The organism is Streptomyces sp. NPDC020965, assembly GCF_044333555.1.
Classification (GTDB): Bacteria; Actinomycetota; Actinomycetes; order Streptomycetales; family Streptomycetaceae; genus Streptomyces.
The window spans coordinates 652720-668008 of record NZ_JBIRRE010000002.1; the positions used below are offsets into that span (position 1 = coordinate 652720).

Genomic DNA, 15289 nt, shown 5'->3' on the forward strand with positions numbered 1-15289 from the left:
CACCCGGTACGCGGTGGCCCGGCGCCGCCGGGTGCGGTGCCGCCCGGGCCGGTACGCGCCCCGTACCCCCGTACGGAAAACGCGTTGCGTGCGCACCCTCCGACCCCCGACAGTGATCCGATGGATGACCTCATCGTGCGGCCCGCCGTCCCCGGGGACGCGGCAGAGATCTGCCGACTGCTCAATGCCGTGGACCTGATCGAGATAGGCCAGGAAGAGACCGATTCGCGCTCCGTCGAGGCCGATCTGACCCACCCCGAGGCCGCCCTCCCGGACAACTCCTGGCTCGCCTTCCGGGACGGCACACTGGTCGGTTACGGGCTGATGTGGGACGACTCCGGTGCCGAGCGCATCGATATGGACCAGTACATCCTGCCCGAGCACCAGGACGCCGGGGCACGGCTGCTCGACCTCATGGAGGCGCAGGCGGTACGGCGCGCGGCGGGCAACGGCGCGGACCGGGCCGTCGTCCATATGCATCTGAACGTCCGCCCCACGCTGGACGTCTCACTGCTCACCGGGCGCGGCTGGTCCACCGTCCGCCGCTACAACGTCATGACCCGGCCGCTCGCGGCGGACGCCGACACCGTCCCCGTGCCGCCCGTCGGCCTCACCCTGCGCGACTGCGCCGACGAGAAGGACCGCCGGCTCGCCCATGCGCTGGTCGAGGAGACCTTCGCCGACCACTTCGACCACCAGACCCGCACCTACCGGCAGTGGCTCGACGATCTGGGCCCGGACTTCGACTGGTCGCTGGTGTGGATCGGCTCGCTCGCCGGCGCCGGCGATGTGGCCGTCCTGGTGACCCGGAACGACCGGGCGGCCCACGGCTGGGTCGGCAATCTCGGCGTCCGCAAGGAGGTGCGTGGCCGGGGCCTAGCGGGGCATCTGCTGCGGCACGCCTTCGGTGTCTACGCGGGTCTCGGCCGCGACTCCATCGGCCTGGGTGTCGACACCAGCAACGAGACCGGCGCGCTGCGGCTGTACGAGGCCCACGGCATGACCCGCCACTTCGCCGCGGACACCTGGGAGGTCACCCTGCCGGTCGGCGCCGCCTCCTGACGTGCTGGCCGTCGGATTCCTCCCGACGGCCTAGAAACCTCGCCCGGACAGTCGAAGCCGGTATGCGGTTTGGTCGCTTTTGAGGTGATATTCGATCCTAAGGGAGACCCAGGATCGAGGAGGCACTTCATGCGTGGAGCCACGCACGCCCCGTGGATCGCAGGTGCGGTGGCCGTCGCCCTCACGGCGACGGCCTGCGGAGGCGGTGGTGCCAGCGGGGGCAGTGGTGCCAGCGGGATCGTGAGCGCCTCCTGGGGCGACCCGGCGAACCCACTGGAGCCCGCGAACACCAATGAGGTCCAGGGTGGCAAGGTCCTCGACATGCTCTTCCGGGGACTCAAGCGGTACGACCCCAAGACCGGCGAGGCCAAGGACATGCTCGCCGAGAAGATCGACACCACCGACTCCACCAACTTCGCGATCACCGTCAAGGACGGCTGGACCTTCAGCAACGGCGAGAAGGTCACCGCCCAGTCCTTCGTGGACGCCTGGAACTACGGCGCCCAACTCAAGAACAACCAGCGCAACGCCTACTTCTTCGGCTACATCGAGGGCTACCCCCAGGTCCACCCGGACACCGGCGAGCCGTCCGCCCAGACCATGTCGGGACTCAAGGTCACCGGCGAGCGGACCTTCACCGTCAAGCTCTCCCAGAAGTTCTCCACCTGGCCCGACACCCTCGGCTACGCCGCCTTCGCGCCGCTGCCCCGGTCCTTCTACGACGACCACGACGGCTGGCTCTCCAAGCCCGTCGGCAACGGCCCGTACACCGTGGACTCGTACGCCAAGGGCTCCCAGATGTCCCTCCGCACCTGGGACGGCTACCCCGGCGACGACAAGGCCGTGAACGGCGGGGTCGATCTCCGGGTCTACACCGACAACAACACCGCCTACACCGATCTGACCGCCGGGAACCTCGACCTCGTGGACGACATCCCCGCCTCCCAGCTCAAGAACGTGGCGACGGACCTCGGCGACCGCTACATCAACACCCCGGCCGGCATCATCCAGACCCTCGCCTTCCCGTTCTACGACAAGGCATGGAACACCCCGAACGGGAACAAGCTCCGCACCGGCCTCTCCCGGGCGATCAACCGCGAGCAGATCACCGACACGATCTTCCGGAAGACACGGACACCCGCGAAGGACTGGACCTCACCCGTACTCGGCGTGGACGGCGGATTCAAGGACACCCTCTGCGGCGACGCCTGTGACTACAACCCCACCGAGGCGAAGAAGCTGATCGCCGAGGGCGGCGGCCTCCCCGGGGGCCAGATGAAACTCTCGTACAACGCGGACACCGGCTCCCACAAGGAATGGGTCGACGCCGTCTGCAACAGCATCAACAACGCCCTCGGCAACGACCGGGCCTGTGTCGGCAATCCCATCGGAACCTTCGCCGACTTCCGCAACCAGATCACCCAGTCCAAGATGCCGGGCCCCTTCCGGGCCGGCTGGCAGATGGACTATCCGCTGATCCAGAACTTCCTCCAGCCGCTGTATTACACCAACGCCTCGTCCAACGACGGCAAATGGAGCAACCCGGAATTCGACAAGCTCGTCAACGAAGCCAACGCCGAGACCGACACCCCCAAGGCCATCGAGACCTTCCAACGGGCCGAAGAGGTCCTACGGGACCAGATGGGGGCCATTCCGCTCTGGTACCAGAACGGCAGCGCCGGATATGCGCCACGGATCTCGAACGTCGCGCTGAACCCGTTCAGCGTCCCGGTCTACAACGAGATCACGGTCGGCTGACGACACCGGCCCAGCGAGATCCGGCCCAGCGAGATCCGATACAGCGAGATCCGATAAGGGAGGTCCGACACAGCGAGACCGTCAGGCCGGCCCCAACCCCCGGAGCGGTTCATGGGACGTTATGTGATCCGGCGTCTGCTGCAGATGATCCCCGTCTTCTTCGGCGCCACCCTGCTGATCTTCCTCATGGTCAATGTGATGGGCGACCCCATCCAGGGCCTGTGCGGACAGCGTCAGTGCGACCCCGCGACCGCCGCCCGGCTGCGCGAGGAATTCGGCCTCGACAAACCCCTGTGGCAGCAGTACCTGACCTATATGGGCCATGTCTTCACCGGAGACTTCGGCACCGCCTTCAACGGCCAGCAGGTCACCGAACTGATGGCCACCGCCTTTCCGGTCACCATCCGGCTCACCCTGGTCGCCATCACCTTCGAAATCGTCATCGGCATCACCCTCGGCGTGCTCACCGGATTGCGGCGCGGCCGGCCCATCGACACCACCGTGCTGCTCCTGACCCTGGTCGTCATCTCCGTACCGACCTTCGTCACCGGCCTCATTCTGCAACTGCTGCTCGGCGTCGAATGGGGCATCATCAAACCCGCCGTCTCACCCGCGGCGCCGGTCAACGAACTGCTGATCCCCGGCCTCGTCCTGGCCTCCGTCTCCCTCGCGTACGTCACCCGGCTGACCCGTACCTCCATCGCCGAGAACGCCCGCTCCGACTACGTCCGCACCGCCAAGGCCAAAGGACTGCCACGACACCGGGTGATCACCCGTCATCTGCTGCGCAATTCCCTCATCCCGGTGGTCACCTTCATCGGCACCGATATCGGGGCGCTGATGGGCGGCGCGATCGTCACCGAGCGCATCTTCAACATCCATGGCGTCGGCTACCAGCTCTACCAAGGCATCCTCCGCCAGAACACCCAGACCGTCGTCGGTTTCGTGACCGTGCTGGTGCTGGTGTTCCTGGTGGCCAATCTGCTGGTCGACCTGTTGTACGCCGTACTCGACCCGAGGATCCGCTATGCCTGAGCCGAAGTACGACGACGGGGGAGCCATCGCGTCCACCGGGGCGGGCGCGGGAGTCGATCTCGCCATGAGCGAGGGCGCGACCCTGGAGAAGACCCCCGGCGGACCGCTGGGCACCGGCCCGGCCGGCAAGCCCCGCAGCCTCTGGTCCGACGCCTGGCGCGATCTGCGCCGCAATCCGGTCTTCGTCGTGGCCGGCCTGATCATCCTCTTCCTGCTGGTGATCTCGGTCTGGCCGTCGCTGATCGCCTCCGGCAACCCGCTCCAGTGCGATCTGGCCAAGGCCCAGGAGGGCTCCCAGCCCGGCCACCCGTTCGGCTTCAACGGCCAGGGCTGCGACGTCTACACCCGTACCGTCTACGGGGCCAGGACCTCGGTCACCGTCGGCGTCTGCGCCTCCCTCGGCGTCGCCCTCCTCGGTTCCACCCTCGGTGGACTCGCCGGGTTCTACGGCGGGACCTGGGACGCGCTCCTCTCCCGGCTCACCGACGTCTTCTTCGGTATCCCCGTCATCCTCGGCGGTCTGGTCCTCCTCTCCGTCGTCCACTCCACCACCGTCTGGCCCGTCATCGGCTTCATGGTGCTGCTCGGCTGGCCGCAGATCTCCCGGATCGCACGCGGCTCGGTCATCACCGTCAAGCAGAACGACTACGTCCAGGCCGCCCGCGCGCTCGGCGCCTCCAACTCCCGGATGATGCTCCGGCACATCGCGCCGAACGCCGTCGCGCCCGTCATCGTCGTCGCCACCATCGCCCTCGGCACCTACATCTCGCTGGAGGCGACGCTCTCCTACCTCGGCGTCGGACTGAAACCGCCCACCGTCTCCTGGGGCATCGACATCTCCTCCGCCTCGCCCTACATCCGCAACGCCCCGCACATGCTGCTCTGGCCGGCCGGCGCGCTGGCGATCACGGTGCTGGCGTTCATCATGCTCGGCGACGCGGTGCGCGACGCCCTCGACCCCAAGCTGCGCTGAGGAGCCCGCGATGCTGCTCGAAGTCCGCGACCTCCAGGTCGAGTTCCGCACCAGGGACGGTGTCGCCAGGGCCGTCAACGGTGTCGACTACACGGTCGGCGAGGGCGAGACGCTCGCCGTGCTCGGCGAATCCGGCTCCGGGAAGTCCGTCACCGCCCAGGCGATCATGGGGATCCTCGACACACCCCCCGGACATATCACCGGGGGCGAGATCCTCTTCCGGGGGAAGGACCTGCTCACCTTCAGCGAGGCCGAGCGGCGGAAGGTCCGCGGCGCCGAGATGGCCATGGTCTTCCAGGACGCGCTGTCCTCCCTCAACCCCGTGCTCAGCGTCGGCGACCAGCTCGCCGAGATGTTCACCGTCCACCGGGGCATGTCCCGCAAGGACGCCCGCGCCAAGGCCGTCGAACTGATGGAACGGGTCGGCATCCCCGGCGCACGGGAGCGGGTACGGCAGTATCCGCACCAGTTCTCCGGAGGAATGCGCCAACGCATCATGATCGCCATGGCGCTGGCCCTGGAACCCGCCCTGATCATCGCCGACGAACCCACCACCGCACTCGACGTCACCGTGCAGGCCCAGGTGATGGAGCTGCTCGCCACCCTCCAGCGCGAGCTGAACATGGGGCTGATCCTGATCACCCACGACCTCGGCGTGGTCGCCGATGTCGCCGACCGGATCGCGGTCATGTACGCCGGACGGATCGTGGAGACCGCGCCCGTCCACGACATCTACAAGGCCCCCGCCCATCCGTACACCCGGGGCCTGCTGGAGTCGATCCCGCGCCTCGACCAGAAGGGCGGGGAGCTGTACGCGATCAAGGGCCTGCCGCCCAATCTGATGCACATCCCCCCGGGCTGCGCCTTCCACCCGCGCTGTCCGATCGCGCGCGACATCTGCCGGACGGACGAGCCGCCGTTGTACGAGGTGTCGCCGGAGCGGGGGAGCGCCTGCCACTTCTGGCAGCAGACCCTGGACCAGGCACCCCGGAGCCAGGGCCCGGAGGCGGCCCCTCCGCGCGACCCGGGTGACGCGCCCGACCCGGGCGACCCGGGCGACCCGGGCGACCCGGGCGATCCGGGCGGAGGCAGCCGTGCACAGGAGTCCGGTGCGCGGCAGCCCGGTGAACAGGAACCGCCGGAGACCCCCGGCGCCGGGCGGGGAGACGTCCGATGACGGAGGCGATCCTCGAAGTCCGCGGTCTGCACAAGCACTATCCCCTCACCCGCGGTGTCCTCTTCAAGAAGCAGATCGGGGCGGTCCGGGCGGTGGACGGCGTCGACCTCGATCTGCTGACCGGCGAGACGCTCGGCATCGTGGGCGAGTCGGGGTGCGGGAAATCCACCCTCGCCAAGATGCTGGTCCATCTGGAGCGGCCGACGGCCGGGACGATCCGCTACAAGGGCGAGGACATCACCCGGCTGTCGGGCCGCGCCCTCAAAACCGTCCGCCGGAACATCCAGATGGTGTTCCAGGACCCGTACACCTCGCTCAACCCGCGGATGACGGTCGGCGACATCATCGGTGAGCCGTACGACATCCACCCGGAGGTGGCGCCCAAGGGCGACCGGCGCCGCAGGGTGCAGGAGCTGCTCGATGTGGTCGGGCTCAACCCCGAGTACATCAACCGCTATCCGCACCAGTTCAGCGGCGGCCAGCGCCAACGCATCGGCATCGCGCGCGGGCTCGCGCTCCAGCCGGAGATCATCGTCGCGGACGAGCCGGTGTCGGCGCTCGACGTCTCGGTCCAGGCCCAGGTCATCAATCTGATGGCCGGACTACAGAGCGAGTTCGGGCTCAGCTATGTCTTTATCGCCCACGACCTCTCGATCGTCCGGCACATCTCCGACCGGGTCGGGGTGATGTATCTGGGGCGGGTGCTGGAGCTGGGCCGGGACGACGAGATCTACGACCACCCCACGCATCCCTACACACAGGCCCTGCTCTCGGCGGTGCCGGTGCCGGACCCGGAGGCGCGCGAGCACCGCGAGCGGATCATCCTCGGCGGCGACGTCCCCTCACCGGCGCACATCCCCTCCGGCTGTCGGTTCCGCACCCGCTGCTGGAAGGCGCGGGAACGGTGCGAACTGGAGGTACCGCTGCTGGAGGTGCCGGCCGAATTCCGGATCTGGCAGGGACCGGCGAAGCATCCGTCCGCCTGCCACTTCGCGGAGGAGAAGCAGGTGGTCCCGCCGCTGGAGTGACCGCAGGGGGCGCCTGGTCCCGGTTGTACGCGGCTCTGTTGTACGCGGGCTCCGGATGTACGTGACTCCGGTTGTACGCGGCCCGGTTGTACGTGACTCCGGTTGTACGCGGCATCGGTTGTACGCGGCCCCTGGCCGGCCCGCCCCGAGTTCACGCGGCCCGGGTTCACGCGGGGGCAATACGGCCGTCGCGATTCCGATACACGGGCGCGCCAGGCTGCGGAACGCACGGCCCGTGCGGGTGCCGTGGGCCGGTCGGGGGGCGTGCCGGATGCTCCCCGACCGTTCGCCCGCCAGACCCTTGATCGAGCTGACTTTCGACTGCCGGGGGGACCGCCCGCACCCACCGGCGCCCCTGTCCACCGGCCGTCGCGAGGGGGTGTGTCGAGGCCCTTGTTCACCCGTCCGTACCGTTGCAGGATCACAGCGTGACTCTTACGAGCGTGAGTCTGACGGCGGGTGCCAGGATCACGGGAGCGGCGCAGTGCGCCGCGCTCGCGGCGATCGTGGCCGGATGGATCGTCCACGATCTCGCCGCGCTGGACGATCCGCTCGAACTCTGGCGCTTCTGGACCAGTGACACCGGCGCGCCATCACTGACGACCACCCTCGCTGACCCCCTCCTCCTCGCCGTGTACGGGACCGCCTTCGCCGCCGCGCTCCGGCCGACGCTCACCGCGGGGGCGCTGGCGGCCGCCGGGGTGATCACCCTCGCGTTACGGGTCCCGGGGCTGTGGGTGCTCAGCTCCTCCTGGATGGGCCCGAGGACCACGGACGACCTGCGGACGAGCGCGTTGTACGCGACCTTCGCCTCGCTGGGTCTCGGGGTCGGTCTGCTGATCACCGCGGTGGCGGGCGGCCGGCGAACGCTCTCCGGCCGGCCGGACGCACGGGTCCCGCTCCTCGCCTCGATCGCGCTGGGCGCGTCGGCGGGGGTGCTGACCGGCTGGGAGATCCATACGGCGATGCTCGCCCCCGACACGTTCACCGAGCGTTTCACCGGGGGCGAGTCGGTCACCCTGCCCCTGCTCGGCGTCCCCCCGGGGTGGCTGGCCGTGATGATCGCCCTGCTCGCCGCGGTCTCGGCGCTGGGCGCGGTGCGACCGCTCGGGCTGGTGGCGGGGCTGTTCGTGCTGGGTGCCGGGATACGCGGGATGGACCTCTCGGTCCGCAATGAACTCGTCTGGCGATGGGGTGAGTTGGGTGCGGGGGACCGGCTCCTGGTGGCGTCATGGGGGCTGGAGTTGGTGGCGGGCGCCCTGGTGCTCCTGTTGCTGGGGGGCGGTACGAGCCGGGAGCCGATGACCAGGCCGGCGCCCCGGCCACGGGCGCTGGGCCCGCCGCCCCCTTCGTCCCGCCCGCCCGGCTGGTAGTGCCCGCCGTGCTCAGGCGGCGGGATCGACCGCTCCGTCGCCCCGCCGATGCGCACCCCCGGTCCGCTCGAACCCGCTTCCCCACCGAACGCCACCCCCTACCCAACCCGTTGAACCGATACACCTGGATCGAGCCGAATTTCGGGGCTCCACCGTCTCCCGTCGGACATCGCCGGGAGCGGGATGCCGTACGCATCGATGCGGAGTCGCGCGGGGAGGTGGGCAGCCGCCCCGACCAGTGCCCTCGCGGCCGAGCGTCCACGCCGATGTCCCGCGCGGGCGCCGCCGCCGTCCGCGATAGGCGCCGTCCGCCCGTCGAGTGCCGGGTCAATATGCCAGGGAAAAGTTCCAGCCAAACTGAGACCTCGTCCACCGGGGCCGTCCGCTGCGCCTCCGTCTCCAGGGCCACCGCGATACGGCGCCGTGTCCGCTGGTCACGCCCCTGTGCGAGGGGTGGCGTGGCCTCCGTGCCCGACCGGGTGGCCCCACGGAGGCACGAGCGTCCGGCACCGACGGGGGTACGGGGAACGGCGCCCGCTCACCTCCGCACGTGCACCGTTCGGGGTGGTGGGGGACGGGCGTTCGTCCTTCCCGCCGAGCGGAACGGCCGGATCGATTGCTCCCGGCTCCCGGGGGCGCGTGGCCACCGCGTCAAGTCCCGACATCCGCGGGCACCCTCATGGATCGGCCGCCGAGTATGACCGGATGAGGACCAACCGGGGGCCGCCGGGCGGGACGATGAGAAAGCGGGGTGCGCCCAGGCCGAAGCGCTGTGTCCGGGCGTACTGACGTGGGAAGGAGAGCTGCGGCCCCGTGGTGATACGGCCGAACCTGGCGGTCGTGCGCCCCCGTGTGCTGCTGTGCACCGATCAATGCGTTCGTACGGATAGTTATGATCCGTAGCGCAAGGTGGGTAGGAACCACCTGGCACATGCGACCTGCCTGTCCCGACCGAATATCTGTGGAGGTGAACCGCCGTGGCACTCTCCATTTCGGCGGTGCTGCTGCTGGCGATCGTCGTCTTCCTGCTGATCCGGAAGTCCGGGCTCAAGGGTGGACATGCGGCGGTCTGCGTGTTGCTCGGTTTCTATCTCGCAAGCTCGTCCATCGCTCCCACGATCACCGACCTGACCTCGAACGTGGCCGGGATGATCAGCGACTTCAAGTTCTGACGGCGCCCGATGGGTTCCGCATCCACCGATCGGGGACGCGGAAGACATCAAGCGCATAAGGGACATGGAGGGCTTTCGGTTACATCATAGGCATCAGTGATGATGGTGACCGGGATGGGCGACCTCATGTTGTAGCGCGGCGGTGCGGCCTCGGCTCGTAGGCTGTCCGCATGAAGGATCTCCCCGACCGTCGTCTGCTCCTGGTGCACGCGCACCCGGACGACGAGTCGATCAACAATGGCGCGACGATGGCCCGGTATGCCGCCGTCGGCGCTCAGGTCACCCTGGTGACCTGCACTCTCGGCGAAGAGGGCGAGGTCATTCCAGCGGACCTCGCCCATCTCGCACCGGACCGCGAGGACCGTCTCGGCCCCTACCGCGTCGGCGAACTGGCCGCTGCGATGAAGGAGCTGGGCGTCACCGACCATCGATTCCTCGGTGGCGTCGGTCGCTTTCGTGACTCCGGGATGATGGGCGTCGAACAGAACCAGCGCCCGAACGCCTTCTGGGGGACTCCCCTCGACGACGCCGCCGGATACCTCGTGGAGATCATCCGGTCCACCCGGCCCCAGGTGCTGGTGACCTACGACCCCGACGGCGGATACGGGCACCCCGACCACATCCAGGCCCACCGGGTCGCCACCCGCGCCGCCGAGCTGGCCGTGGAGCCCGATTTCCGCCCCGACCTCGGCGCGCCGCACCGCATCGCCAAGATCTACTGGAACCGGGTGCCGCGTTCGGTCGCGGAACGGGGCTTCGCCCGGCTCCGGGCCGAGGCGTCCGCCGACTTCCCGGGTGTCGCCGCGATCGACGACCTGCCGGGTGTGGTGGACGACTCACTGATCACCACCGAGATCGACGGCACGGCGTACGCGGAGCGGAAGACGGCCGCGCTGCGCGCCCACGCCACCCAAATCGCCGTCAAGGGCTCCTTCTTCGCCCTCTCCAACCATCTCGGTCAGCCGATCATCGCCACCGAGTACTACCAACTGGTGGCGGGCGAATCGGGCGCACCGGCCGGGGAGCGCGAGCGCGACCTCTTCGCCGGAATCGCCGGGCTCGCCGGAATCGCAGCGGCCGCCGATGCGGTCGGGGCCGCTGACACCACTGATACCACCGGGATCGCCGGGAACACAGGCACCAACAGCACCAACAGCACCGACAGCACTGAGGGAGCCACCGCGTGAGCGCATCGAACGCCCCGGGGGCCTGGCTGACCAGCCGGCCGAAGCTCGCGAAGCCCGGCAGGATCGCCGCGTACACCGGACTGGCGCTCTTCGGCGCGATCGTCGGCACCGCGGGCTCACTGGTCCAAGCCGCCTGGCCCCCCGGAGGGTTGCTGCTCGCCCTCGCCGGCTCGGCCGGACTCTTCTACGGCGCCGCCAGGGCGACCGGGACGCAGGCCGGAGCCTGGTTCGCCGCGGCCGGTTGGCTGGTCGCGATCGTGGTGCTGAGCCTGGGCCGACCCGAGGGCGATGGCACCTTCGCGGCCGGGATCGGTCCGCTCGTCTTCATGCTCGGAGGGATGGCCGTCGCTGTGATGTCCGCCACCTTGGTGCGGCCCGAGCAACCGGGCGGACGCTCCGACCGACTTGATGGGTAGGGATTCTGTCGCACCCTGGCGAGCGGCAGCGGCGGCGGACCTCTAATGTGGGTCGCCACGGAGGGTGCGAGACCCTCGAACTGACCATGCCCGTACGGTCAACGGAATGACGCTTTCCGCAGTCACGGGGTGAGTGACGGTGGCGGCCAGTATGGTGGTGCGCGCCGCCGAGCCGCCCACAGCAGTAGCTATCCAGTAAGAAACGGGCGGCGAAGCCAACCGGGAGAACCTGCTTTGAGTCGTGAAACTGACAGTTCGTCCTCCGGGCCCCAGGGGCGCGGTGGAGCCGCGTACCCCTCGGGGACCCCGCCGTACGGATCGCGCCAGAATCCGTCGCTGCATCCGACGCAGGACGCTCCCGACGGGGCGGCGGCCGGTGCCGGGCGTGAGCCGAAGCCGGCCAGACCCGAGCCCAAGACGGAGACGACGCTGACGACGCGTATCCGGATCAACATTCCGGGATCGCGGCCGATCCCGCCCGTCGTGATGCGTAAACCCATGAACGAAGTGGACCCGGCGCCCGCCGCGGACCCGGCCGGTGCCGGTGCCACGCCGGAGACGGATCCGGAGCGTACGGCCGCGATGCCCATCATCGACGGCCTCGGCGGGCCCGACCGGCCGGGGGCCGCACGGGCCGCCGCGCCCGCGCCCACCCACGCGCCCGTGATCGACCCGCGCACCGGACAGCCCGCGCGGCTCGGACAGCCGGGCGACAAGCCGCCGTCGAGCGACTGGTTCGCTCCGCGCAAGTCGGGCACGAACGGCGCCGGGATCGCCGTCCCGGGCGTCGGCGCGGCCGACGCCCCCGCCGCCGGGACCCCCTCGAACGATCCGGCCCAGGCCGGCCAGTCGGCGCCTGCCGGGGCGACCGGGTTCCCCCCGGGAACCCACGGCGGCCCGCCCGTGCCGGGGGCCCGCCCGCCGGGCGGCCAGGGTGGTCAGAACGGACCGGGTGGACCCGGTGGCCGGACGGCGGGGCCCGCCCAGGGCACCATGCCGATCCGTCAGCAGCCGGGTGCCCCGGTGCGGGACGACCTCGGTACCGGCCAGGGCCTTCCTGGTGCTCCGGGTACTCCGGGTGGTGGCCCGGCCGCGCCCGGCGCGCCCGGCCACGCCCGGGCTGCCGGGCAGGGGCAGACCCCCGGCCAGGGCCAGCGCCACGCCGGTCAGGACCAGCGTGGCCAGGGCCAGGGCAGTCAGGGCCAGGTGCCGGCCAAGGGCCATCCGCAGGCCCCCGCGCATCCGCAGGGCCCTGGTCAGGCACAGGCTCCTGGCCATCCGCAGGCCCCCGGGCAGGCGGCGACGCCCGGTCAGGGACGGCCCGGCGGCGGAGCGCCCCGGCTCTCCGACGACACCGCCATACTGACTCCGCAGCGGCCCATTCCCGACCCGGCCGCCGCGCCCGGCGCCGGAGGGCATGTCTCGGGCGAGACGCTCACCAGCGGCATCCCCGTGGTCCCGCCCGAGCAGCGGTCCCCCTTCCCGCCCCAGGGCGGACCCGGTGGCCCGCGCGCCGGTGCCGACTTCCCGGGTGGCCCCGGCAGCGGCGGGCCCGTGATCTCCGCTCCGGGCGAGAGCGCCGCCCCCGCCCCCGCCCCTGCCCCGGCCGGACGTCCCGCTCCGCCGCCCGCCAAGAAGAAGGGCCGCTCCAAGCTGGTCCTGCTGGGCGTCGGCGTGGTCGGTCTCGTCGGCGTGGCGTACGGCGCCGGGCTGTTGATGAACCACTCCGAGGTCCCCAAGAGCACCACCGTCCTCGGCGTCGACATCGGCGGCGGCACCAAGGAACAAGCGGTCATCAAGCTCCAGGACGCCTTCGGTAAGCGGGCGGCCGCGCCGCTGCGGCTCGCCGTCGGCGACAAGGAAGAACAGCTCGCGCCGGACAAGGCGGGTCTCTCGCTGGACAGCCAGGCCACCGTGCGCGGCGCGGCGGGCAGCGACTACAACCCCGTCTCGGTGATCGGTTCCCTCTTCGGCGGCGAGCGGGTCGCCGAACCGGTGATCGTCGTCGACGAGGAGAAGCTGAGCGTCGCACTGACGGACCTGGCAGGCACCTCCGGTTCGGCGGTCGACGGCACGATCAAGTTCGTGCCGGGCAAGGCCGTCGCGGTGCCGGGCAAATCGGGTCAGTCGCTCGATGTGGACCAGTCGATGACCGCGGTCAAGGACGCCTATCGCGCCCAGGTCGAGACCGGCAAGCCGAACGCGATCGAGCTGCCCGTCGCCACCCGCGAGCCCACCATCACCCAGGCCGAGCTGGACCGGGCGATGAAGGAGTTCGCCGAGCCGGCGATGTCCGACGGGATCCTGATCCAGGCGGGCGGCCGGGAGATCGAGTTCGGACCCGTCCGGTCCCTGCCGAGGATCCTTTCGATGAAGGCGATCGACGGCAGGCTCGTGGAGGTCTACAACAAGAAGGAGATCGAAGAGCTCCTCGAAGGCGTCTTCGACGGTGTGATGATCACCAAGGGGGACGGTAAGCAGCACCAGCTCAGCGCGGGCGACGTCGCCCAGGCGATGCGGGACGCGCTGCGGGGGACGACGAACGACGAGCGCACGGTGAAGATCGACCTCAACGTGCAGTAGGACGCCTCTCTTTTGGGGGCTCGGTTCGCCTCCGGGGCGCTTTAAGCGTGTCCCGACGGTCGATCGTGCTCGATCCCTCGTACCTCGGGACCGCCCGGGGTCGCGTCGGACCCTCCCTTTCGGCACCCGCGCGCCCCTTCGGCTCACTCGCCAAGGGGGCGCCGGGGCCCACGCTCAGCACGCAACGCCCCTCCGGCTCAGTCGCCGGAGGGGCGTTGCGTGTTCCCCTCTTGCCGCCCGTACGGGCCCTCGGCTCTCGCAGTCAGGTGGCTCCGGCCTTCGTTTCGGTACGGGCAAGGTCCTTCAGCTCACTCGCCGGAGCGGTGCCGAGCCCCCTGCGCAGCCCGCACGGGCCCTCCGCGCCCGGACGCCTCCTGCGTTGCCTGTGCCGCTGCCGGCTCGTAGGTACTCCGCCGGGGGGCCTGTGGCGTCTGTGGCGTTCTTGGAGGGGCGTCGCGTACGGCTCGTCCGGGGCACCTCCAGCGGTAGCAGGGGGTCCAGGCGTCGGACTTCGCGGGGGCGTTCCCCCGGAGCTTGGTCGCCCCGCGACGCCCTGCCCCGCGTCGGCCGCCCCGAGTCCACGCCCGCATCGCCCCGCGCGGCCGCCGCCCTCGCCCCCGCCCGCGTCAGTTCAGCATCGCCCGGGCCGCCCGCGCCCGGCCCCTGACCGCCTCCGCCGTCGACGGCTCCACCGTCGCCAGGACGTCGGCGTACGCGTCCAGCTCGGCCGCCCCCGCCAGGAAGTCGCCCCGCCGTACGAGTAGCTGCGCCCGTTCGTAGCGCAGCCGTGCCGGGTGCGAGGGCAGCAGCAGGGAGAGGTCGACCGACCAGAGGGCCACCGCCGACTGTTCCGGGCGGATCGCCGCCCAGGCGCGGATGTTGTTCAGTATCCGCACCACCACCTCCAGCGCGGGTGCCGGCGTCAGCATCGAGGGGTCGAGCGGTGCGCCCGTCGCTCCCGTCACCAGGAGTTCCGCCTCGGAGCCGGTCAGCAGCCGGCCGCCGGCGAACGGGTCCGCGAGCACCTGTTCGCCGGGGCGGTCCGGGTCGCCGAAGCCAATGACGAAGTGCCCCGGCAGCGCCACCCCGTACACCGGCGCGCCCGCCCGTCGGGCCACCTCGATCCAGACCACCGACAGCAGGATCGGCAGTCCGCGCTTGCGCCGTAGTACCTCGTGCAGCAGGGAGGACTCAAGGCGCTGGTAGTCCCCGGGGGTGCCCCGGAAGTCCTCCTGCTCACCGAGCAGGCCCGCCAGTGCCGTCGCCCAGTCGCGCGGGCTCTTGGTGCCGTACGGGAGGAGTCCGGCGAGCCGGTCCAGTTCGATCTGGGCGGCGTCCGTACCCGCCTGATCCAGTGCGGGGTCGGCGACCGCGCCGATGAGCAGGCAGAGCAGCGAGAGGTCGGGCTGCTCGGAGCGCGCCTCCTCCGCGAATCGCAGTCGCCGGTCAGTGGAATCGTCGTGCATGTGCCACTCGTACCCGTCTCTCCGTACTCCGGTCATCCGGAGTGCCACGGTCCGGTCGC

12 protein-coding genes are annotated in these 15289 nt (G+C 70.5%); 11 read left to right on the top strand and 1 reads right to left on the bottom strand.

The window, feature by feature from the left end:
• Window positions 1-120: 120 nt before the first annotated feature.
• The 11 genes from ACH4S7_RS09810 to ACH4S7_RS09860 all read left to right on the top strand — a co-directional run bounded on the left by ACH4S7_RS09810 (window position 121) and on the right by ACH4S7_RS09860 (window position 13764).
• A complete protein-coding gene (locus ACH4S7_RS09810; protein WP_398520572.1) occupies window positions 121-1062 on the top strand; it encodes a GNAT family N-acetyltransferase in 942 nt (313 codons plus the stop codon).
• Between the two features lie 129 nt (window positions 1063-1191).
• A complete protein-coding gene (locus ACH4S7_RS09815) occupies window positions 1192-2820 on the top strand; it encodes an ABC transporter substrate-binding protein (RefSeq protein WP_398520573.1) in 1629 nt (542 codons plus the stop codon).
• A 111-nt stretch (window positions 2821-2931) separates the two neighbouring features.
• A complete protein-coding gene (locus ACH4S7_RS09820; protein ID WP_398520574.1) occupies window positions 2932-3855 on the top strand; it encodes an ABC transporter permease in 924 nt (307 codons plus the stop codon).
• A complete protein-coding gene (locus tag ACH4S7_RS09825; RefSeq protein WP_398520575.1) occupies window positions 3848-4828 on the top strand; it encodes an ABC transporter permease in 981 nt (326 codons plus the stop codon). Before ACH4S7_RS09820 ends, ACH4S7_RS09825 begins: the two co-directional genes overlap by 8 nt.
• 10 nt (window positions 4829-4838) lie before the next feature.
• Entirely contained in the window at window positions 4839-6005 is a 1167-nt protein-coding gene (locus tag ACH4S7_RS09830; protein WP_398520576.1) for an ABC transporter ATP-binding protein, read from the top strand.
• On the top strand, window positions 6002-7033 hold the full coding sequence (locus tag ACH4S7_RS09835) for an ABC transporter ATP-binding protein (RefSeq protein WP_398520577.1): 1032 nt from the start codon (window positions 6002-6004) through the stop codon (window positions 7031-7033). The genes ACH4S7_RS09830 and ACH4S7_RS09835 overlap by 4 nt, the downstream gene beginning before the upstream one ends.
• 428 nt (window positions 7034-7461) lie before the next feature.
• Entirely contained in the window at window positions 7462-8406 is a 945-nt protein-coding gene (locus ACH4S7_RS09840; protein WP_398520578.1) for a hypothetical protein, read from the top strand.
• Between the two features lie 977 nt (window positions 8407-9383).
• Entirely contained in the window at window positions 9384-9578 is a 195-nt protein-coding gene (locus ACH4S7_RS09845; protein ID WP_398520579.1) for a hypothetical protein, read from the top strand.
• A gap of 170 nt (window positions 9579-9748) precedes the next feature.
• Complete coding sequence (gene mshB, locus ACH4S7_RS09850; protein ID WP_398520580.1) at window positions 9749-10765, top strand: N-acetyl-1-D-myo-inositol-2-amino-2-deoxy-alpha-D-glucopyranoside deacetylase; 1017 nt, start codon at window positions 9749-9751, stop codon at window positions 10763-10765.
• Window positions 10762-11181 (top strand): DUF6113 family protein, encoded by a 420-nt coding sequence (locus tag ACH4S7_RS09855; protein WP_398520581.1) that lies wholly within the window; start codon window positions 10762-10764, stop codon window positions 11179-11181. The genes mshB and ACH4S7_RS09855 overlap by 4 nt, the downstream gene beginning before the upstream one ends.
• 498 nt (window positions 11182-11679) lie before the next feature.
• Window positions 11680-13764 carry a hypothetical protein gene (locus ACH4S7_RS09860; RefSeq protein WP_398520582.1) on the top strand — a complete coding sequence of 695 codons (2085 nt, stop codon included), beginning with the start codon at window positions 11680-11682 and terminating at the stop codon, window positions 13762-13764.
• A gap of 626 nt (window positions 13765-14390) precedes the next feature.
• Here the strand turns inward: ACH4S7_RS09860 and ACH4S7_RS09865 are convergent.
• Window positions 14391-15230 (bottom strand): tetratricopeptide repeat protein, encoded by an 840-nt coding sequence (locus ACH4S7_RS09865; protein ID WP_398520583.1) that lies wholly within the window; start codon window positions 15228-15230, stop codon window positions 14391-14393.
• Window positions 15231-15289: the final 59 nt, after the last annotated feature.